An 18230-nucleotide genomic window follows, 5' to 3' on the forward strand; every position below is an offset into this window, starting at 1 on the left:
GGCCCTGCGGCCGCGGATCAGACACTGAGTGTTGTGGCCGCGTCGCGGATGGCGGCAATGCGCGCGGCATAGGTGGAGGGATCGTTGCTGCCATAGATGGAGGAGCCGGCAACAAAGACATTGGCGCCCGCTTCCGCCACTGCGCGAGCATTGTCAGCGGAAATGCCGCCATCCACTTCCAGATCGATCGGGCGGCCGCCAATGAGGGCACGGGCCTGGCGCAAGCGCGAAAGCGTCGAGGGAATAAAGCTTTGCCCGCCAAAGCCGGGATTGACGCTCATCACAAGAACCAGGTCGACATCGTCGAGCACGGGTTCAATGGTTGATACCGGGGTGCCGGGATTGATCGCAACCCCCGCCTTTACGCCAAGGCCACGAATGGCCTGGAGCGTGCGATGAAGATGCGGGCCCGCTTCGGCATGGACGGTGATGATATCGGCTCCGGCCGCAGCAAAGGCCGGCAGATAGACATCCACCGGCGAGATCATCAGATGCACGTCGAAGGGCTTTTTGGTGCGGGCACGCACGGCAGCCATGACGGTGGGTCCAAAGGAGATGTTGGGCACGAAATGGCCGTCCATCACATCCACATGGATATAGTCCGCCCCAGCCGCATCGATAGCGCTGATTTCCTCGCCCAGCCGGGCAAAGTCTGCCGAGAGGATGGAGGGAGCGATGCGGATGGGTTGGGTCATGAGGCTGGCCTTTTGCCGCAGGAGAAGCCTTTGCTCTACATAAGGGGCGCGGTGCCGACAAGGCAGTGCGCAGTGCGGGCGCGGGTTTCACAAGGGGGCGATGCGGCGGTGTGGCGGTTGCTTTGTGCGGGTGACGCGCTACACAGGGTCGCGATCAACGGAGCTGTGTTGTGGAGTTTTCGCTGCCGATGGTGTTTGGCGCCGGGGTGCTGAGTTTTCTCAGCCCATGCGTGCTGCCGCTTGTTCCGCCCTATCTGACCTATATGAGCGGCGCCAGTTTCGACCAGCTGCGGGCCGAAGAGGGTGGCGCGGGGGCGCTGCAGCGGCGGGTGATGGGCACTTCCGTGTTTTTCATCCTTGGGTTTAGCGTCGTGTTCATTGCGCTGGGCGCCACCGCTACGGCGTTTGGTCAGGTGTTTCGGCAGGCGTTGCCGATCCTCACGCCGCTGGCGGGCCTCCTGATCATCGCCATGGGGCTGCATTTCCTGGGCGTGTACCGGATCGCCTTGCTGGATCGGCAGGTGCGCCATCAGGGTCCGGGCGTTGCCAGCGGTCCGCTGGGCGGGTTCCTGTTGGGCCTAGCCTTTGCGATCGGATGGACCCCGTGTATCGGGCCGGTGCTGGCTGCAGTGCTGTCCGTGGCGGCAAGCCGGGACACGGCCTGGGAGGGCGCATCGCTGCTCGGGCTATATTCCCTTGGACTTGGCGTGCCGTTTTTCCTGGCCGGCATTGCCATCGGGCCGTTCCTGACCTTCTTTAACGGCTTCAAGAAGCACCTGCACACGGTGGAGCGGGTCATGGGCGCTTTGCTAGTCGTGACCGGCGTCTTGTTCCTGACGGGCAATTTCACCCGCATCTCGTTCTGGTTTCTCGAGACCTTCCCGTTGCTGGCGACCTTCGGCTAGGCTCAGATCAGCTTGAGCGCGCGCAGCGAGGCGTGGCCGTTCTTGCCGATCACGAGATGGTCGTGCAGCGTGATGCCGAGGGGCTTGGCGATATCCGCGATTTCGCGGGTCATGCGCACATCGGCCGAAGAGGGCGACGGGTCGCCCGACGGGTGGTTGTGGAGCAAGATCAGCGCCGTGGCGCCTAGTTCGAGCGAGCGCTTGATCACTTCGCGCGGGTAGACCGGAGTGTGATCGACGGTGCCGGTTTGCTGCACCTCGTCGGCAATCAGCCGGTTCTTTTTGTCGAGGAAGAGGATGCGGAACTGCTCGATGGTTTCGAACGCCATCTGGGTGGTGCAGTAGTCGATCAACTGGGACCAAGAGGACAGGATCGGCTTTTCCACCGCGATCCGGTCGCGGCCGAAGCGGGCGGCGACGGCCTGGATGACCTTGAGATTGGCCACTGAGGTTTCGCCAAGCCCGTCAATATTGCGCAGGCGCGCTTCGCTGGCAGCGAACACGCCCGAAAAAGACCCGAACTCCTTTAGCAACTGCTTTGCCAGCGGCTTGGTGTCCTTCTGCGGGATGACCAGGTGCAGAGCCAGCTCCAGCAGTTCGTAGTCCTCGAAGGCATCGCCCCCGACCTTGAGAAAACGGTCCCTCAGTCGTTTGCGATGACCAGCGTGATCGGACGTGGGCGCACCACTTTTGGCGGGAGCCACCGAAGCCTGATCGTTGGGGGCAGGAGTGTCGGCGACTAGGAAACTGGCTTCGTCGAACTCCTCGCCCCGCGCCTTGGTCATGCGGCTTGTCGTGCGGCCAGAGGATTGAACAGGCCGGCCGGGGAGGTCGTGAAAATCTCGTGTCCGGTTTCGGTGATGCCGATGGAGTGCTCGCACTGCGAGGACAGGGTGCGGTCGCGGGTGACCGCTGTCCAGCCATCGGAGAGAATCTTGACGTGCGGCCGGCCCAAATTGAGCATCGGCTCGATGGTGAAGATCATGCCGGGCTTAAGGGGCACCCCGGTGCCGGGCTGGCCGAAATGGAGGATATTGGGCTCGTCATGAAAGAGCTTGCCAACGCCATGCCCCACGAAGTCGCGCACGACGCTGGTGCGCTCGCCTTCGGCCAGGGTCTGGATGGCAGCGCCGATATCGCCCGTGGTGTTGCCCGGCTTGGCGGCCGCAAGGCCCGCCTCAAGGCTTTGATAGGTCACTTCGATCAGCCGCTCGGCCTTGCGCGAAATTTCGCCCACCGGATACATGCGGCTGGAATCGCCGTACCAACCGTCCACAATCAAGGTCAGGTCGATATTGACGATGTCGCCTTCCTTGAGCGGGCGCTCATCGGGAATGCCGTGGCACACGACATGATTGATGGAGGTGCACAGCGAATGGCGGAAGCCCTTGTAGAACAGGGTTGCGGGCATCGCGCCATTGTCGCGCGCGAACTCATAGGCAATGCGGTCGAGCGTTGCGGTAGGCACGCCCGGCTCGACATATTCGGTGAGAATGTCGAGGGCGCGCGCGGTCAGCTGGCCGGCCTTGCGCATGCCCTCAAAGCCTTCCGGTCCGTGCAGCGGAATAACGCCTGGCGTGCGGCGGCCTTTGGTTTCGGCATCGACATAGGTAATCATCATGCTCTCCGGCTAAGGGGCAAAGATAATCGTCCAATCGGGTGATTGGAAGAGCCAACGCTCGCTGCGTGTTGGCTTGACGCACTTTATGGGGCGGGGCATTGCTGGGGGGCAATAACAGGTTGATTTCCCATGTCGAGCGCAGCTTCCGTGACCGCCGGGCTTCTGGTGATTGGCGATGAGATTCTTTCGGGCCGCACCAAGGACGTCAATATCGGCGCCACAGCCGATTTCTGCACCGATCTGGGGATCGAGCTCAAGGAAGTGCGGGTGGTCAGCGATGACACCGACGACATCATTGCGGCGGTGAACGCGCTACGCTCGCGCTACACCTACGTGTTCACGACCGGCGGCATCGGGCCGACGCATGACGATATCACCGCCGATGCCATCGCCAAGGCTTTCGGGGTCGCGCTGCCGATCAACCCCGATGCCCGGGCGATGCTCGAAGCGCGCTGGCGCGAAACCGGGACCGAGGTCAACGAAGCGCGGCTGCGTATGGCGCGCATTCCCGAGGGCGCCGACCTCATCGTCAACAGCGTCAGCGCCGCGCCAGGGTTCCGCATCGGCAATGTGCATGTGATGGCCGGGGTGCCGATCATCATGCGCGCCATGCTCGAGGCGCTGGCGCCGACCCTCAAGGGCGGCAAGCGCGTCCTGTCCGAAACGGTGCGCGCGGCGGTTGGCGAGGGCACGGTTGGCGGCCCCTTGGGCGAATTGCAGGCGCAGTATCCCGATGTGAAGATGGGCTCCTATCCGCAGATGGGGCATGGCCGGGTAATGACCGAGCTGGTGCTGCGCTCCTCGGATGCGCAAAGGCTGGCTGAGGCGACCGAGAAAGTGCGCGCCATGGTGCATGCGGCACATCGCGCCGCGGGTGTGGACGCGCCGCAAGACTGATTGGCGTTGCACCCCAGGTTTGCTAAGGAAGCGACGGCTTTCGAGCGCCTCCCTGGCCTTGGATGCGTATGGAGATCGATTTGAGCAACCCTTACCAGAAGAATTTCCCCGTCACCTGGGACCAGTTCCATCGGGATAGTCGCGCCCTGGCATGGCGCCTGATGGGGATGGGGAATTTCGACGCGGTGGTGGCCATCGCTCGTGGCGGGCTGGTGCCAGCGACCATTGCGGCGCGCGAACTCAATATCCGCGTGGTGGAATCGGTTTCGGTGAAATCCTACGATCACCAGAACAAGGGTTCGGTGAAGGTGCTCAAGCCCATTGCGCCGCAGATCATCGAGATGGCGCAGGGCGGCGGCAAGGTTCTGATCGTCGACGATCTGGTGGATACCGGCAATACGGCGCGCGCCGTGCGCGACATGCTGCCGGGCGCCCATTTTGCCACCGTTTATGCCAAGCCGATGGGCCGCGAGCTGGTTGATACCTTCATCACTGAAGTCAGCCAGGACACCTGGATCTTCTTCCCGTGGGACTTGGACGTGGCCTATGTCGCCCCGATCAGCGGCGGCACTGACTAAGCACGAGTTTCGGCACTGCTGGAACCCGATCGCGGGCGTGGTGGAATGGTAGACACACCGGACTTAAAATCCGGAGGGGGTATCCCCGTGCGGGTTCGAGTCCCGCCGCCCGCACCAGAACTGGACAGTCATGTTTGAACGAATTGAAACCGGCATCGCGCCTTCTTCGGCTCCCGTGAACGATGCGGTACGCGCCGGCAAACTGGTTTGGCTCGTGGCTGTGGCGGAAGAGCCGGCAACTGGCGAAATCGTCAGCGGCGATATCGAGGTGCAAACCGAGCGCGCCATCGGCAATCTCGAGATTGCCATGCGTGCGGCAGGCGGCACACTGGCCGATATCGTGCAGGTGCAGGTCTTTCTGATCGACAAGGCCGATGCGGCAGGCATGAACCGCGCCTATGCCCGGCACTTCCAGCCGCCTTATCCCGTGCGTGCAACGGTGGTGGTCAAGGAACTGCTCGCCGAGGGCTTGCGCGTCGAGATGCTTGCTACTGCTGTGCTGAGCTAGCCGTGCTGCTCAAACGCGAACTGCTCGAGGACATCAAGGCCGGCAAGGTCGATCTGGTGTTTAGGCGCTGGAGCCGGCCGACCGTCCGGGCCGGCGGCACGCTCAAGACCAAGATTGGCATCCTTTCCATCGACGCGATGGATGAGATGGACCCGGCCGATGTGACCCTCGCCGATGCGCAGCGGGCGGGCTTTGCCGATCTCGATGCGTTCCGGCGCTGGCTCGACAGCATGAAGCCGGGCCATCTGTTTCACCGCATCCAGCTGCGCTATCTGGCCGAGGATCAGAACGGCACGGGTGCCTGAAACAGCGTGAACTCGCCGGTGGTGGGATGGGTGAAGCCGAGTTCCGCGGCGTGCAGTTGCAGGCGATCGGCGGCGGCGAAATCTTCAGGGCCGGCGTAGAAGGCATCGCCCAGGATGACGTGGCCCATGGCCATCATATGCACCCGTAACTGGTGGGTGCGGCCGGTCAGGGGATGGAGGCGCACCCGGGTGGCAGCAGCTTCGCGGTCCAGCACGGTCCATTCGGTTTGGGCCGGCCGACCGTTTTCCCAATCGACGCGCTGCCGGGGCTTGTTGTCCCAATCCGTGGCGAGCGGCAAGTCCACGAGGCCGGTATCGGCCTCGATCAAGCCGCTCACGCGGGCAACATAGCTCTTCTTGGTCTTCCTGTGCTCGAACTGCGAACCGATGCGCCCATGGGCGCGCTTGTTGAGCGCCATGACGAGAACGCCGGAGGTGTCCTTGTCGAGGCGATGGCACATGCCGGCCGTGGGCCAGGTCTGGCGGGCGCGGTATTCGAGGCAATCCCACAAGGAGGGGTCCTTGCCTGGCACGCTGAGCAGTCCGCTTGGTTTATCGAGCACCAGAATGTCGTCATCCACATGGATGACCGAAAGGTAGGGCTCGAGGGGCGGGTGGTAGTTGAGGAGGGTGGGCATTGGACCGGGCATGGCGCGATCTAGCAGGTCCTGCCGGGCAGGCATAGTCGACAAGACCGCGCATTCGGAACCATGCGTGACGCCAATCGTTTATTATACGACACCAAACAAAGGAGCTTTCGATGCACAAAGACGAAGCAAAGGGCGCCGGTAACCAGGCCAAGGGCGCTATCAAGGACGCTGTCGGCGGGCTGACCGGCGACGAACGTCTCCAGGCCGAAGGCAAGGCTGACAAGGCGCAGGGCAAGGTACAGCAGAAGGTCGGCGAAGTTAAAGACGCCGCCCGAGATATGCTTAAAAAGTAGCACGTCTTGCACTGAAGTTCTTCAAAGGCCGCCCAATGGGCGGCCTTTACTGTTTTGTGGTGTTACGTGAGAAGGCGTTGGATGACCTCTAAGCCGGCTTACCGGGTTTTGGAACTATGACAGTGGCGTCGTGCTTGATCCTGCAAGCAAGCAAAGGAGCGCAGCCTTGGGTTTCAAGTTTCAGCCGCAGGATGAGGGTTCAGGTGTAGGGGTTCGCCGCATCGCGCTTGAACAGGTAGAGGCCGCGCTCGCGGAAGCCACAGACCTGTCCAATCCTGATGAGACGATCCATTCGCTGCGGCGGCGCTGCAAGAAGCTGCGCGGGCTGCTTCGGCTCATCAAGCCCAATTTCAAGCACTTTGCCGAGGAAAACGCCGCAATTCGAGGGGCAGCCACAGGTTTGGCAGGGAACCGCGATGCTGCGGTGATGATCAAGACGCTGGAAGGCCTGCGGGAGGAGGACGTCAACCTGCCCATCACCGCAGTGCGGGCAATGCTCGGAGCCAACATCGAGGCTGCTGCGGAACAAGGCGACCCAGACACGCTCGTCCAGCAGTTCAGCGAGCGCTTCGAGGCGTTGCAGGAACGCATTCCACATTGGAAAGTGCGTGGGCACGGGTTTGATAGTCTGGCGGATGGTCTGCATGACAACTATCGACGGATGCGCCAGGAAATGGACGCAGCTGAAGCAAGTGAAGATCCAAACGAATTTCACGAGTGGCGAAAGGCCGCCAAGTATTTCTGGCATCATCTGAGCTTGCTCAGTGCCTGTGCTCCGGCCATGACCAAGCCCTATCGCGCCGCTGTTGCAGAGCTCGAAACGACCCTGGGCAACCACCACGACCTGACGGTTCTGGATGAGTTTGTCGGCGGTCTGTCCGACCCCAGCGTCCCTTCGATCCAGATCACCATCCGCCAGAAGCGCGATCACCTCGGGCAGCAGGCTATTGGCTTGGGACGGCAGCTGAGTGCGGAAATGCCCGACGCGCTGGTCGGCCGGTTGGGCCAGTATTGGGCACTGGCCAAGAAGGGGCATTGAGGTGGGACAAGAGATCGAACGCAAGTTCCTCGTGCGATCAGACGAGTGGCGTGGCTCTGCTGACGGTGGCCGGCTGATCCGCCAGGGTTATCTCTCGGCCAATGCCAAGGCGACGGTGCGGGTGCGCAGCTTTGATGACCGGGAGGCCGTGATTACGCTCAAAGGCAAGGTCGCCGGTATTGTTCGCCCGGAATACGAGTACCCTATCCCGATCGAGGACGCGCGTGAGCTGTTGCTGATGGCGCAGCCACAAGTGCTGGAGAAACGGCGCTACCATGTGCCCCATGACGGGTTGACCTGGGAAGTGGATGTGTTCGAGGGCCGGCACCAGGGATTGGTGCTGGCCGAGATCGAGCTCGATAGCGACGACCAGCAGGTGGACCTGCCGAGCTGGGTTGGCAAAGAAGTCAGCGATGACGAGCGCTACTATAACGCAACTCTGGCGCGCAGCTAGCGCGCCGCATCCTTTGCTGTTGTTGACCCACGCGGGCTTGATCCTGGACGCGGAGCTCCCGGTGGGTTGATTTTTGCTGTGAGCTTCTGCACAAGCGGAGCATTCATCGGACCCGGTGCAAATCCGGGTGGCTCTTCTGGCCGCCGATCCGCCAGACAATCCAGCACGAACTGCTTCGCTTTGATCGCCTTGCGACAGGGCCAGCGCAGCCTGGACCACCATGACTTTTGCCCAAACTCTCCGCCGTGACTGGCTTTCCAACATCCGTGGCGATGCGCTCGCGGGCATTGTTGTCGCGCTTGCCCTTATTCCCGAGGCGATCGGCTTTTCCATCATCGCGGGCGTAGACCCCAAGGTTGGGCTTTATGCCTCGGTGGTGATCGCCATCGTCATCTCCTTTGCCGGCGGACGACCGGCAATGATCTCCGCCGCTACGGCTGCAACAGCCGTGCTGATGGGAACGCTGGTCCGCGAGCACGGGCTGGACTACCTGTTGGCCGCCACGCTGTTGGCCGGCGTGCTCCAGATCCTCGCGGGCTATGCTCGCGTCGGGTATCTGATGAAGTTCGTGTCGCGCTCGGTGATGACGGGCTTCGTCAACGCGCTGGCAATCCTGATCTTCATGGCCCAACTACCCGAGCTGATCGGGGTGTCGTGGCAGACCTATGCGATGATCGCGGCTGGGCTCGCGATCATTTACCTGTTTCCGCGGGTGACCAAAGCCATTCCATCGCCGCTAGTGTGCATCCTCGTGCTGACGGCGGTGTCGCTGGCGCTGGGGGGTGATGTACGCACCGTCGCCAATCTTGGCGAGTTGCCGTCCACACTGCCCAGCCTGTTGCTGCCCAATGTGCCGCTGACGCTCGAGACCTTGTGGATCATCCTGCCGTACTCGGCCGGGGTAGCTGCTGTGGGGCTGCTGGAAAGCCTGCTGACCGCCTCCATCGTTGATGGAATCACCGACACCACCAGCGACAAGAACCGCGAGTCGGTGGGGCAGGGCCTCGCCAATATTGCTTCGGGCCTATTTGGCGGCATGGCGGGTTGCGCGATGATCGGGCAGTCAGTGATCAATGTCCGCTCGGGTGGACGCGGGCGGCTGTCGACCTTCGTGGCCGGTGCGTTCCTGCTGTTCTTGCTGCTGGTGCTGGGCGATGTGGTGGGGCTCATCCCCATGCCGGCGCTCGTGGCCATCATGATCATGGTTTCGGTCGGCACGTTCAGCTGGGCCTCGCTCAATAATCTGCGCTCCCATCCGCGGCGGTCGAGCATCGTGATGCTGGCGACGGTGATAACGGTGCTCTGGACTCACAACCTAGCCTTCGGGGTGGGGGTGGGCGTGCTGCTGTCGGGGATCTTTTTCGCCTGGAAGGTCGCGCAATTTTTCCGGGTGAGCTCGACCCTGTCGCCTGACGGGCAGGAACGCCGCTACCTCGTTGAGGGGCAGCTCTTCTTTGCGTCAGCTGACGATTTCCTCGCCGCGTTCGACTTCAAGGAGAAGCTCGCGCGGGCGCGAATCGATGTCAGCCGCGCTCATATCTGGGACCTGACCGGAGTTGGGGCGATCGACATGGCGGTGCTGAAGCTGCGCCGGAATGGAGCAGAAGTCGAACTGGTCGGCATGAATGAGGCGAGCGCCACGATCATGGACAAGTTCGCCGAGCATGACCAGCCCGGTGCGATGGAACGCATGCTGGGCCATTGACGGTTCGGTGCCCCGCCTTGCAGCGGGGCATTCCTTTTAGCCGAACGCGGCTTATTGCCAGCGCTTGAAGGTCTTGAGGTGTTCGAGCGTCTTGGTCACCGTGGTGGTGATCTTTTCCACACTGTCGGTAACAGGCACGACGAGAACGTTCTCGGTGGCCGGATCGGGCTCTTCCAGGGTCGCGAACTGGCTGTCGAGCAGGCTGGCCGGCATGTATTCGTGCTGGCGCCGCGCCATGCGCTCGCCGATCACCTGTCGGTCGCCCTGGAGGTAGACGAACAGGATCGGCTCGCCCGCCTGCTCGAGCAGGTAGTCGCGATAGGCCCGCTTGAGCGAGGAGCAGGCGCCGACTGCTGCACCCTTCTTGTCCGCGGCCTCGTGCAGGGCTTGAGCGAGCCGCTGAAGCCAGGGCCAGCGATCCTCATCGACCAGGGGAATGCCCGCGCGCATTTTCTCCACATTGGCGGCCGGGTGGTAGCCATCGCCATCGAGGAAGGGCGTGTGGAGGCGCCGAGCGATGGACTGGCCCGTGGTGGATTTGCCCGAGGAACTAACCCCCATAACGATGATGATGCGGGCGTTAGACCGTGGCTGAGAAGGCGCCGTCGACATAGAGAATGTGTCCATTGATGAAGCTGGCTGCGTCGGAAGCGAGAAATACCGCGGGCGGTCCAAGTTCGGCAACTTCGCCCCAACGGCCCATTGGGGTGCGGGTTTCGACCCAATGGTTGAACTGAGGATCGGCTATCAGCGCCTCGTTGAGCTCGGTCTTGAAGTAGCCCGGGGCAATGGCGTTGATGTTGAGGCCGTGGCGAGCCCAGTCGGCCGCCATGCCGCGCGTCAAATTGGCGATCGCGGCCTTGGCGGCGCCATAAGGGGCGACGTTGGGGCGCGCCACATTGGTCAGAATCGAGCAGATATTGATGATCTTGCCCTGGCGGCGCGCAATCATGTGCTTGGCCACCGTCTTGCTGACCGCGAAGGTGGCCGTGACATGGGTCGCCAGCATGGTTTCGAACTTGTCGAGCGGGAAATCCTCGAGGGGACCCCGAATCTGGATGCCGGCATTGTTGATGAGGATGTCGATGGGCCCGAGCTCGGCCTCGCAATAAGCGACCGCCTCCTCGATGCTATCGATGCTGGTGACGTCGAAGGCCACTGCATTGACGGTGGCGCCGGTTGTAGCGAGTTCGGCCGCTGCCCGGCCCAGCGCGGCGGCATCACGCGCATTGAGGATCACGGCGGCGCCCGCTTGGGCGAGGGCAGTTGCCATGGCGAGCCCAAGGCCGCGACTTGAGCCAGTGACAAGAGCCCGCTTTCCCGCAAGGCTGAACAGAGACGAAGATGGCACGGTGATCCCCCAAACTAGCGCAAACCTACGGGCGCGAACGGCGCGAGGCAATGGCGCCTTCCATACATGAGGCTTTTAGGCGTAAAATATGCCCCGGCAGGGCCTTCCGTCGATGGTCCGTTTGTGGTCAGGTTCGCCGCCGCGCGGGGCAAGCATTCCCGCGCATGAATGGCGACGCATTTTCTCAGAAGGACTGTTTGCATGTCGACAGCGGATATCGGCCTTATCGGGCTGGCAGTGATGGGCTCGAACCTGGCGCTCAACATCGCCGAAAAAGGCTATACCGTTGCCGTTCACAATCGCACTGCGTCTCGTATCGATGACTTTGTTGCCATGGCAACCGAGCAGGGACTGGCCGGCAATGTGATCGCAAAGGCTGACCTGGCTGAGTTCATTCAGTCGATCAAGCGGCCGCGCTCGATCATCATCATGGTCAAGGCCGGCGCGCCGGTTGACGAGATGATCGAGCACCTGCTGCCTTATCTGGAAGAAGGCGATGCGATCATCGAGTGCGGCAATTCGCTGTTTACCGATACCCAGCGCCGATTCGATTACCTCAAGCCCAAGAATATCGGCTATCTCGGCGTCGGCGTTTCGGGCGGCGAAGAAGGCGCGCGCCATGGTCCCTCGATCATGGTGGGTGGTTCCGAGCAGCAGTGGCATAATGCCGAGGCGGTGCTCACGGCGATCGCCGCGCAGTTCAATGGCGAAAGCTGCTGCGCCTATCTGGGTGAAGGCGGCGCGGGCCACTTCGTCAAGACCATCCACAACGGCATCGAATATGGCGACATGCAGATGATCGCCGAAGTCTATGGCGTGATGCGCGACGGGTTGGGCATGAGCCCGGGTGAATGCGCCGATGTGTTCAAGGAGTGGAACAAGGGTCCGCTCAATTCCTACTTGACCGAGATCACCGGCCATGTGCTGGCCGCCATCGACGAGCAGACCGGTCAGCCGCTGGTCGAGCTGATTCTCGACAAGGCGGGGCAGAAGGGCACCGGTGTTTGGTCCGCCATTGCCGCCCAGCAGATGGGCGTGCCCGCGACCGCAATCGAGGGCGCCGTGGCCGCCCGCTCGATTTCGGCGCGCAAGGATGAGCGCGTCGCGGCCGAAGCGATCTATGGCAAGCCGAACCGCACCAAGACCGAGGTGACGCTGGCCGAACTGGAACAGGCACTGCTCGCAGGCAAGATCGTCTCCTATGCGCAGGGCTTTGCGGTGATCGCCAAGGCTTCCGAGGAAAATGGCTGGGCCTTGCCGCTGGCGACTATCGCCAAGATCTGGCGCGCCGGCTGCATCATTCGTTCTCGCTTCCTCGACCAGATGTCGGCGGCCTATGCCAAAGGGGGCAACACCAATCTGCTGGTGGTGCCAGACTTTGTCGAGCTGATGAAGGAAGCCCATCCGTCGCTGCGCAAGGTGGTGGCGGCGGGCGCTGTGGGAGAATTCCCGCTGGTCTGCCTTTCGGCGGCGCTGAGCTATTTCGACAGCTATCGCCAGGCTCAGGGCACGGCCAATCTGATCCAGGGGCAGCGCGATTTCTTTGGTGCGCATGGGTTCGAGATCGAGGGACGTGGCTCGAACCTGCATGCCAAGTGGCCGTCAACCCTCGAGATCGCAGCGCTCAAGCCGGTGATCGGCGGCTGAGACCCAAAGACACAGCAGGCACCGGGCTCCGCTGAGGCGGGGCCCTTTTTCGTTGCCTAGAGCGTCCTGAACATTACGTAGCTGTCCACAAAGCCGTGGACGGGATGGTTGAACGCTTTCGGCAGTGTGCCGACTATAGCGAAGCCGAGTGACTGCCAGAGGGCCACAGCGCGCTGGTTGGTGGAGACCACATGATTGAACTGGATGGCCCGGAAGCCGGGGGCGCCCGCCTGCTCAATCGAGTGCGTGCCCATTGCCCTCGCAACGCCGCGCCCCTGGGCAGCAGCGGCGGTCATGTAACCGCAGTTGGCGACATGGGCGCCGGGGCCGAGCTGGTTGGGTTTAAGGTAATAGGTGCCCAGCAGGGCATTGTTGTCCTCAGCCACGAAGACATGATGGGCGGGGCTGAACCAATATGCCAGCACCTGCTCGTCATCGAGGTCACGAGGCATGGCGTAGGTTTCGCCGGCCCGGAGGACCGGCGCAACGATGGCGAGGACCGCCGAACGGTCACCCTCAACGGCCGGGCGAATCTGCATTGGTTATTTCTCGTCCAGAGGCGGGGTGCGCAGCTGGCCGGGCGGCGCCATTTCGGGAACAACGGGGTGGTTAGCCACGCTCGGGCGATGGCTGAGTTCGAAACGCCACGCGGCAACGCCAAAGAGCACCAAGGCTACGAGCACGGCGATGCCGCTGGCGACGAACGGAGCGCCGGGGAAGTAGTGTCCGGATTCCGGTGCGCTCGTGTAGTAGGAAAATATCTGTGTGGCGGCCAGAGGACCGATAATCGTGGCGAGGGAGCTGGCGGCATTGACCGCACCTTGTAGTTCACCCTGGGAGTTATCTGGCACCTGCCGCGACAGCACGCCGTTAATGGCAGGTGGGGCCAGCCCGCTGATCGTTCCGACGGCGATGAACAGATAGAGCTGATAGACATCGGCTGAAAAGGCGATGCCGGCAAAGGCCGTTGCTGCTGCCAATAGCCCGATAATACCGACCGCAGGTTCACCGATGCGTTTCGACAGAGGCGCTGCCAGGACAGCCTGGCTGATAGCGAAACCGACCCCGAATGCGCCCAGCGTGCGGCCGATAGAGGACGATGTGAAGTTGAACATATCCACAGCGTAATAGGGGAACACATTTGGCAGCGCCTGAGTGGTCAGCTGCAAGAAGAAGAGCACGGCGAGTAGCCAGAGTACGGCCGGGTATTTACGAAGGGCGGCAACCGCGCCGAAGGGGTTGGCGCGGCGGATGTCGAACTTGCGGCGCGAAGCCTTGGGCAGGCTTTCGGGGAGGACCAGCAGGCCGAACAGGAAATTGGCAAAGGCCAAGCCCGCTGCAGCGTAGAAAGGAACGCGGGGCCCGATTTCACCCAATTCGCCGCCAATCACCGGGCCGATAATAAAGCCGAGGCCGAATGCCGCACCGATCAAGCCGAAGCGCTGGGTGCGTTTATGGGGCGGAGTGATGTCGGCCATATAGGCGGTTGCCGTGGCAAGCGCCGCTCCAGCGATGCCGGCAATGATCCGGCCGATAAACAAATACCAGACGAAGGGCGCGATGCTCATCATCAGGTAATCGAAGGTGAGGCCGAGCAGGGAACACAGCAAGACTGGTCGGCGCCCGTAGCGGTCGGACAGATTGCCGAGCACGGGCGAAAACACGAACTGCATAAACGCATAAGCGAACACAAGATAGCCGCCGATGACCGCCGCCTGCGCGACACCGCCGCCTGTCAGTTCCTCAAGCAGCTCGGGCAGCACGGGCACGATGATGCCGACGCCGATCATATCTAGAAGGATAGTTACGAGGATGCAGGTAAGGGTCAGGCGGGAGCGGATCGCGGTTTGCATGAGCGGGCGCTCCCATTGAAATTACTGTCGAAACGGCTTGCAGTTGACACAGGCAGGCTCCCCAACGCAAGGGCATGAGGGCAGATCAGAAGCGAACATCCCGCCTCTTGATCCGCAATAGAGCGTTATCTGGGGCGAGGCTGTGGCGCATCGGTGTCGAAACCATAAAGCCAGGCCAAGCGCCTGAGGTGGCCGCGGCGACCCTGCAGGGTGATGCCGAGGTTGCGGGCGCTGGAGAATGGCCAGGGCAGGTGAAAGATGCGGCCGTTTTTGCGTGACAGCTTGGCTACCCTTTTTACCCGGGGCTGGCGGAGTGCCGCGTAACGCATGAAAGCTTCGGCCGGATCATTGGTCTCCATGAGCAGAGGCGCCAGCGAGGCAGCGTCTTCAATCGCCATGGCTGCGCCCTGCGCCTGGAACGGCACCATGGCGTGCGCGGCATCACCCAACAGCGCGATTGGCCCCCGGTGCCAAGTGTCGGTCGAGACGGTGTAAAGGGGCCACGCAGTCCATTGATCACCCGCCAAATCCAAGATCGCTCGCAGCCGCGGGCTACGAGATGGCTTGAAGGCCAATGTTGGATGCTGCGCAGTTTTGTCGTCCCTGTGTTCGGTGAAGAGCGCCAGGTTGACGAGGTTTCGATGAGGCAGGGGATAGCACACCAGGTGCAGGTGAGGGCCGAACATTACGGACACCCGATCAAGCGCTATCTGCCCGTGCAGCGCATCGAGCGGGAGCAGCGTGCGCCAAGCAATCCGACCCGAATATGTCGCGGCGGGACCGCCCAGCAATTGGGTGCGGGTGCGGGAGTGTACGCCGTCCGCGCCAATCAGCGCGGCGCCGCGCAAGGTGCGGTTTTGGCCGCCCGCTTCCTCGATCGTGAGGGAGACGCCGGCCTCGGTGGTCTGGGCGTTCCAATTGCCCACGCCAAACATCACGTCGATATTGGCGAAGCGCCGCGAGGCCTCATAGAGCGTTTCGGCGAGATCGGCGCGGTGCATCACCGTATAGGCCGCACCAAACCGCTCGAGCATCAAGGGGCCGAGTTCCATCGTAACGAGCGGGTCAGGACGGCCGAACGGATAAACGTCAATACCGGCCGGCTCGAAGCCGCGAGCGTTGATCAGCTCGCCGACACCGAGCCGGTCGAGCACACGTCGGGCATTGGGGCTGATTTGGAGCCCAGCGCCGAACTCAGACAGCCGAGGGCTCCGCTCCAGTATAACGACGTGAGCGCCGAACTTAGCGAGCGCGAGAGCCAGGGTCAGGCCGCCGATGCCGGCGCCGGCAATAAAGAATGTGCGGCCAGAAGCTGGCATGATCCGTAACGTGCCGATGCCTCAGATCACATCGGCCCGGTAAACGGCAGTGGGAGGGATGGCAGTGCCGGCGGGCAGAGTCGGGCTGAACACATAATGGGTAGAGCAATAGGGGCAGACAACGTCATCGTCCTTGCCCATATCCAGGTAGATGTGGGGGTGGTCAAAGGGAGGCAACGCGCCGATGCACTGGAACTCCTTGGCACCTATCTCAATCTGGGCAAGGCCATCAGTGTTGTGGAAATGAGGCGTGGTGCCGTGTGCCATGGTCAGACCCGGAGTGATTGGAGTGGCCGGACCATAGTGCAAGGCAAGCAACAAGAAAAGGGCGGTGGCAGCGCCGGTAAGGGCTTGCTTTGTTCTGCCGTTGCCGCAAAACCGGGCGGTGACCAGCTCAAGGGGACGCGAACTTGCCGCACTTTGAATCGGATGGCCTGAGCCTTGCCTATGCCAGCTATGGGGAGGGGCCGCCCATATTGTGCATCCATGGCTTTGCCTCAAGCGGCAAGGTGAACTGGGTGGATACGGGCTGGGTCGAGACGCTGACGGCGGCTGGGTACCGGGCCATTACGCTCGATAACCGCGGCCATGGCCAGTCTGATCGGCCCCACGATCCAGAGTTCTATTATCCCACCGCGATGGTGCGCGACGCCGTGGCGCTGCTTGACCATCTCGCGATCGGACAAGCGGCCGTTCTGGGCTATTCAATGGGCGCACGCGTGGCGGCGTTCATGGCGTTCGAACATGAGGAGCGGGTTGCCGCTTTGGTGCTCGGGGGCATGGGGATGAACCTGATCAACGGGCTGACCGATAGCAGTGACATCATCGCGGGCCTGACAGCGCCGAGCCTTACCGGGCTGACGCATCCGACTGCGCGCCAGTTCCGCATCTTTGCCGACCACACCAAGTCGGATCGCGAGGCATTGGCCGCCTGCATGGAAACCTCGCGGCAACCGATGGCGCGTGCCGATGTGCGACGCATCACTGTTCCCGTGCTGGTTGCGGTTGGTGAGGCGGACGAAATGGCCGGCTCCCCCGAGGATCTGGCGGGGCTGCTGCCGCAAGGGGAAGCTTTCGTGATTCCCCGACGCGACCATATGCGAGCGACGGGTGACACCAAGTTCAAGGCCGCCGCGCTAGAATTTCTGGGGAGGACTTTCCCGGCTCAGCGAGGTTCGTGAACCAAAAGCGCGGCTGGGGCTTTGTCTTGTAGAATGAAATGGCCTATATCGGCACTTCCCGATGAACGGAGCTGCGGCCGTGACCAGCAACGCCAAGAAGTCTGCTGACCTGCAAATCGTCGATCCCGTTTGGGAAGCGGTGCGCGCCGGTGCCCGGCAGATTGCAGCCAATGAACCCTCGCTGGCAAACCTGGCGCTCTCCGCTGTGCTCAACCACGATAGCTTCGAGCAGGCGCTGGCGCATCGGCTGGCGGCGCGGCTCGACCATGATGATGTTTCGGCCGACCTGATCCGGCAGGCCTTTGGCGAAGTTCTGGCTGACCATCCTGAAATAGGACAAGCGGCGCGCGTGGACCTTGCCGCCACGCTCGAGCGCGATCCAGCCTGCCATCGGGCGGTGGAGCCCCTATTGTTCTTCAAGGGCTACCAAGCGATTCAGACCCATCGCTTTGCCCATGCGATGTTCGAATCCGGGCGGCGCGATTTCGCGCTTTATCTGCAGAGCCGGGCGAGCCAGGTGTTCCAGGTGGACATCAACCCAGCCGTGGTGATTGGGCAGGGGATTATGCTGGACCACGGTACGGGCCTCGTGATCGGGGAGACCGCGGTCATCGGCGACAATGTCTCAATGCTGCAGAACGTGACGCTGGGCGGCACGGGCAAGTCGGACCAAGACCGACACCCCAAGATTGGCAATGGTGTGCTGATTGGCGCCGGCGCCAAGGTGTTGGGCAATATCAAGATCGGCGATTGTTCGCGAATCGGCGCCGGATCTGTGGTGCTCAAGGAAGTGCCGCCGCGCGTCACCGTGGCCGGAGTGCCGGCAAAGATCATTGGAGAAGCGGGGTGCGCTCAGCCGGCGCTGGTGATGGATCAGGTGGTGCTGGTCCACGACCTCAACGCCTGAGTGGCGATTGTTACCGCTAAAATGCCACCAGGCGGGGTTGTGCGCGTTTGTCTCCTGACTAGATTGCGGCCAACACCAATCAGCAGGACACCACGCCCGTGAACCATCCCGAGATCATCAAGCTGCAGAAGTTCCTGCAAACCAAGTTCGGCAACAAGAATATCGACGTGCGCCCGCGTCCCAAGCTCAACGACTCCGTTGAGGTGTTTATCGGCGATGAGTCGATCGGGCTGATCCATGCCGACGACGAAGACGGCGACAAATCCTATATCTTCAACATGTCGATCCTCGATATCGACCTGGATGAAGTGAACTAGGTTTT

The 18230-nt window shown here is 62.2% G+C and carries 23 protein-coding genes, 1 tRNA gene and 1 other annotated feature; of the genes, 14 read left to right on the forward strand and 10 right to left on the reverse strand.

What is annotated here, in order from left to right; genetic code table 11:
- Window positions 1-17: 17 nt before the first annotated feature.
- Window positions 18-695, reverse strand: coding sequence for a ribulose-phosphate 3-epimerase (gene rpe / locus AC3YMN_RS04725; protein ID WP_489889100.1), 678 nt, complete (start codon window positions 693-695; stop codon window positions 18-20).
- 170 nt (window positions 696-865) lie between these two features.
- Between rpe and AC3YMN_RS04730 the strand changes: the two genes are divergently transcribed.
- Complete coding sequence (locus AC3YMN_RS04730; protein ID WP_489889101.1) at window positions 866-1600, forward strand: cytochrome c biogenesis CcdA family protein; 735 nt, start codon at window positions 866-868, stop codon at window positions 1598-1600.
- 2 nt (window positions 1601-1602) lie between these two features.
- Here AC3YMN_RS04730 and radC read toward each other — a convergent pair whose 3' ends face one another.
- Together radC and map are read right to left on the reverse strand one after the other, a co-directional pair.
- On the reverse strand, window positions 1603-2385 hold the full coding sequence (gene radC / locus AC3YMN_RS04735) for a RadC family protein (protein ID WP_489889102.1): 783 nt from the start codon (window positions 2383-2385) through the stop codon (window positions 1603-1605).
- On the reverse strand, window positions 2382-3218 hold the full coding sequence (map, locus tag AC3YMN_RS04740; RefSeq protein WP_127755246.1) for a type I methionyl aminopeptidase: 837 nt from the start codon (window positions 3216-3218) through the stop codon (window positions 2382-2384). Before map ends, radC begins: the two co-directional genes overlap by 4 nt.
- Window positions 3219-3350: 132 nt before the next feature.
- Here map and AC3YMN_RS04745 point away from each other — a divergent pair, with 132 nt between their 5' ends.
- From AC3YMN_RS04745 to AC3YMN_RS04765, 5 genes are all read left to right on the forward strand, one after another.
- Window positions 3351-4118, forward strand: a complete 768-nt coding sequence (locus tag AC3YMN_RS04745; RefSeq protein ID WP_489889103.1) for a competence/damage-inducible protein A — start codon at window positions 3351-3353, stop codon at window positions 4116-4118.
- 80 nt (window positions 4119-4198) lie between these two features.
- A complete protein-coding gene (gene gpt, locus AC3YMN_RS04750) occupies window positions 4199-4696 on the forward strand; it encodes a xanthine phosphoribosyltransferase (protein WP_127753412.1) in 498 nt (165 codons plus the stop codon).
- Between the two features lie 31 nt (window positions 4697-4727).
- Window positions 4728-4813, forward strand: a tRNA-Leu gene (locus AC3YMN_RS04755).
- 13 nt (window positions 4814-4826) lie between these two features.
- Window positions 4827-5204 carry a RidA family protein gene (locus AC3YMN_RS04760; RefSeq protein WP_489889104.1) on the forward strand — a complete coding sequence of 126 codons (378 nt, stop codon included), beginning with the start codon at window positions 4827-4829 and terminating at the stop codon, window positions 5202-5204.
- A gap of 2 nt (window positions 5205-5206) precedes the next feature.
- A complete protein-coding gene (locus tag AC3YMN_RS04765) occupies window positions 5207-5509 on the forward strand; it encodes an ASCH domain-containing protein (protein ID WP_489889105.1) in 303 nt (100 codons plus the stop codon).
- Here AC3YMN_RS04765 and AC3YMN_RS04770 read toward each other — a convergent pair.
- Window positions 5488-6159, reverse strand: coding sequence for an RluA family pseudouridine synthase (locus AC3YMN_RS04770; RefSeq protein WP_489889106.1), 672 nt, complete (start codon window positions 6157-6159; stop codon window positions 5488-5490). The genes AC3YMN_RS04765 and AC3YMN_RS04770 overlap by 22 nt on opposite strands.
- Before the next feature lie 110 nt (window positions 6160-6269).
- Between AC3YMN_RS04770 and AC3YMN_RS04775 the strand changes: the two genes are divergently transcribed.
- The 4 genes from AC3YMN_RS04775 to AC3YMN_RS04790 all read left to right on the forward strand — a co-directional run bounded on the left by AC3YMN_RS04775 (window position 6270) and on the right by AC3YMN_RS04790 (window position 9650).
- Window positions 6270-6452 (forward strand): CsbD family protein, encoded by a 183-nt coding sequence (locus AC3YMN_RS04775; RefSeq protein ID WP_172123545.1) that lies wholly within the window; start codon window positions 6270-6272, stop codon window positions 6450-6452.
- Window positions 6453-6618: 166 nt separating this feature from the next.
- Entirely contained in the window at window positions 6619-7491 is an 873-nt protein-coding gene (locus tag AC3YMN_RS04780) for a CHAD domain-containing protein (RefSeq protein ID WP_489889107.1), read from the forward strand.
- A gap of 1 nt (window position 7492) precedes the next feature.
- Window positions 7493-7945, forward strand: coding sequence for a CYTH domain-containing protein (locus AC3YMN_RS04785; protein WP_489889108.1), 453 nt, complete (start codon window positions 7493-7495; stop codon window positions 7943-7945).
- A gap of 105 nt (window positions 7946-8050) precedes the next feature.
- Window positions 8051-8106: a sequence feature (sul1 is cis-regulatory element that is thought to sense ions involved in sulfur or methionine metabolism; They are found in Alphaproteobacteria), on the forward strand.
- A gap of 59 nt (window positions 8107-8165) precedes the next feature.
- The gene (locus tag AC3YMN_RS04790) at window positions 8166-9650 is read left to right on the forward strand and encodes a SulP family inorganic anion transporter (RefSeq protein WP_489889109.1); all 1485 of its coding nucleotides are present in this window, start codon (window positions 8166-8168) and stop codon (window positions 9648-9650) included.
- 51 nt (window positions 9651-9701) lie between these two features.
- On the opposite strand, the gene AC3YMN_RS04795 is transcribed toward AC3YMN_RS04790, so the two are convergent.
- On the reverse strand, window positions 9702-10262 hold the full coding sequence (locus tag AC3YMN_RS04795) for a gluconokinase (protein WP_489889110.1): 561 nt from the start codon (window positions 10260-10262) through the stop codon (window positions 9702-9704).
- Window positions 10231-11001: an SDR family oxidoreductase gene (locus tag AC3YMN_RS04800; RefSeq protein ID WP_489889111.1), complete on the reverse strand. Its 771-nt coding sequence runs from the start codon at window positions 10999-11001 to the stop codon at window positions 10231-10233. Before AC3YMN_RS04800 ends, AC3YMN_RS04795 begins: the two co-directional genes overlap by 32 nt.
- Window positions 11002-11202: 201 nt before the next feature.
- Here AC3YMN_RS04800 and gndA point away from each other — a divergent pair, with 201 nt between their 5' ends.
- On the forward strand, window positions 11203-12648 hold the full coding sequence (gene gndA, locus AC3YMN_RS04805) for an NADP-dependent phosphogluconate dehydrogenase (RefSeq protein WP_489889112.1): 1446 nt from the start codon (window positions 11203-11205) through the stop codon (window positions 12646-12648).
- 56 nt (window positions 12649-12704) lie between these two features.
- On the opposite strand, the gene AC3YMN_RS04810 is transcribed toward gndA, so the two are convergent.
- From AC3YMN_RS04810 to AC3YMN_RS04825, 4 genes are all read right to left on the reverse strand, one after another.
- The gene (locus AC3YMN_RS04810; RefSeq protein ID WP_489889113.1) at window positions 12705-13187 is read right to left on the reverse strand and encodes a GNAT family N-acetyltransferase; all 483 of its coding nucleotides are present in this window, start codon (window positions 13185-13187) and stop codon (window positions 12705-12707) included.
- 3 nt (window positions 13188-13190) lie between these two features.
- Complete coding sequence (locus AC3YMN_RS04815; RefSeq protein WP_127753401.1) at window positions 13191-14501, reverse strand: TCR/Tet family MFS transporter; 1311 nt, start codon at window positions 14499-14501, stop codon at window positions 13191-13193.
- Between the two features lie 125 nt (window positions 14502-14626).
- Window positions 14627-15820, reverse strand: coding sequence for an FAD-dependent monooxygenase (locus AC3YMN_RS04820; protein WP_489889114.1), 1194 nt, complete (start codon window positions 15818-15820; stop codon window positions 14627-14629).
- A 21-nt stretch (window positions 15821-15841) separates the two neighbouring features.
- The gene (locus AC3YMN_RS04825; protein WP_172123536.1) at window positions 15842-16087 is read right to left on the reverse strand and encodes a zinc-finger domain-containing protein; all 246 of its coding nucleotides are present in this window, start codon (window positions 16085-16087) and stop codon (window positions 15842-15844) included.
- A gap of 143 nt (window positions 16088-16230) precedes the next feature.
- On the opposite strand from AC3YMN_RS04825, the gene AC3YMN_RS04830 reads away from it, so the two are divergent.
- The 3 genes from AC3YMN_RS04830 to AC3YMN_RS04840 all read left to right on the forward strand — a co-directional run bounded on the left by AC3YMN_RS04830 (window position 16231) and on the right by AC3YMN_RS04840 (window position 18225).
- Window positions 16231-17001, forward strand: coding sequence for an alpha/beta fold hydrolase (locus AC3YMN_RS04830; RefSeq protein ID WP_489889115.1), 771 nt, complete (start codon window positions 16231-16233; stop codon window positions 16999-17001).
- A gap of 79 nt (window positions 17002-17080) precedes the next feature.
- On the forward strand, window positions 17081-17908 hold the full coding sequence (gene cysE, locus AC3YMN_RS04835; RefSeq protein WP_248305088.1) for a serine O-acetyltransferase: 828 nt from the start codon (window positions 17081-17083) through the stop codon (window positions 17906-17908).
- Window positions 17909-18006: 98 nt separating this feature from the next.
- On the forward strand, window positions 18007-18225 hold the full coding sequence (locus AC3YMN_RS04840) for a DUF3126 family protein (protein WP_127753396.1): 219 nt from the start codon (window positions 18007-18009) through the stop codon (window positions 18223-18225).
- The last annotated feature ends 5 nt before the right edge of the window (window positions 18226-18230 follow it).

The sequence above is a fragment of the Devosia sp. Z11_6 genome, from assembly GCF_058133665.1.

Bases quoted from the DNA above. Each gene is read 5' to 3' on its own strand.
- rpe (WP_489889100.1), bottom strand. From the start codon at position 695: ATGACCCAACCCATCCGCATCGCTCCCTCCATCCTCTCGGCAGACTTT.
- radC (WP_489889102.1), bottom strand. From the start codon at position 2,385: ATGACCAAGGCGCGGGGCGAGGAGTTCGACGAAGCCAGTTTCCTAGTC.
- map (WP_127755246.1), bottom strand. From the start codon at position 3,218: ATGATTACCTATGTCGATGCCGAAACCAAAGGCCGCCGCACGCCAGGC.
- AC3YMN_RS04745 (WP_489889103.1), top strand. From the start codon at position 3,351: ATGTCGAGCGCAGCTTCCGTGACCGCCGGGCTTCTGGTGATTGGCGAT.
- AC3YMN_RS04760 (WP_489889104.1), top strand. From the start codon at position 4,827: ATGTTTGAACGAATTGAAACCGGCATCGCGCCTTCTTCGGCTCCCGTG.
- AC3YMN_RS04770 (WP_489889106.1), bottom strand. From the start codon at position 6,159: ATGCCCGGTCCAATGCCCACCCTCCTCAACTACCACCCGCCCCTCGAG.
- AC3YMN_RS04775 (WP_172123545.1), top strand. From the start codon at position 6,270: ATGCACAAAGACGAAGCAAAGGGCGCCGGTAACCAGGCCAAGGGCGCT.
- AC3YMN_RS04790 (WP_489889109.1), top strand. From the start codon at position 8,166: ATGACTTTTGCCCAAACTCTCCGCCGTGACTGGCTTTCCAACATCCGT.
- AC3YMN_RS04795 (WP_489889110.1), bottom strand. From the start codon at position 10,262: ATGTCGACGGCGCCTTCTCAGCCACGGTCTAACGCCCGCATCATCATC.
- gndA (WP_489889112.1), top strand. From the start codon at position 11,203: ATGTCGACAGCGGATATCGGCCTTATCGGGCTGGCAGTGATGGGCTCG.
- AC3YMN_RS04810 (WP_489889113.1), bottom strand. From the start codon at position 13,187: ATGCAGATTCGCCCGGCCGTTGAGGGTGACCGTTCGGCGGTCCTCGCC.
- AC3YMN_RS04815 (WP_127753401.1), bottom strand. From the start codon at position 14,501: ATGCAAACCGCGATCCGCTCCCGCCTGACCCTTACCTGCATCCTCGTA.
- AC3YMN_RS04820 (WP_489889114.1), bottom strand. From the start codon at position 15,820: ATGCCAGCTTCTGGCCGCACATTCTTTATTGCCGGCGCCGGCATCGGC.
- AC3YMN_RS04825 (WP_172123536.1), bottom strand. From the start codon at position 16,087: ATGGCACACGGCACCACGCCTCATTTCCACAACACTGATGGCCTTGCC.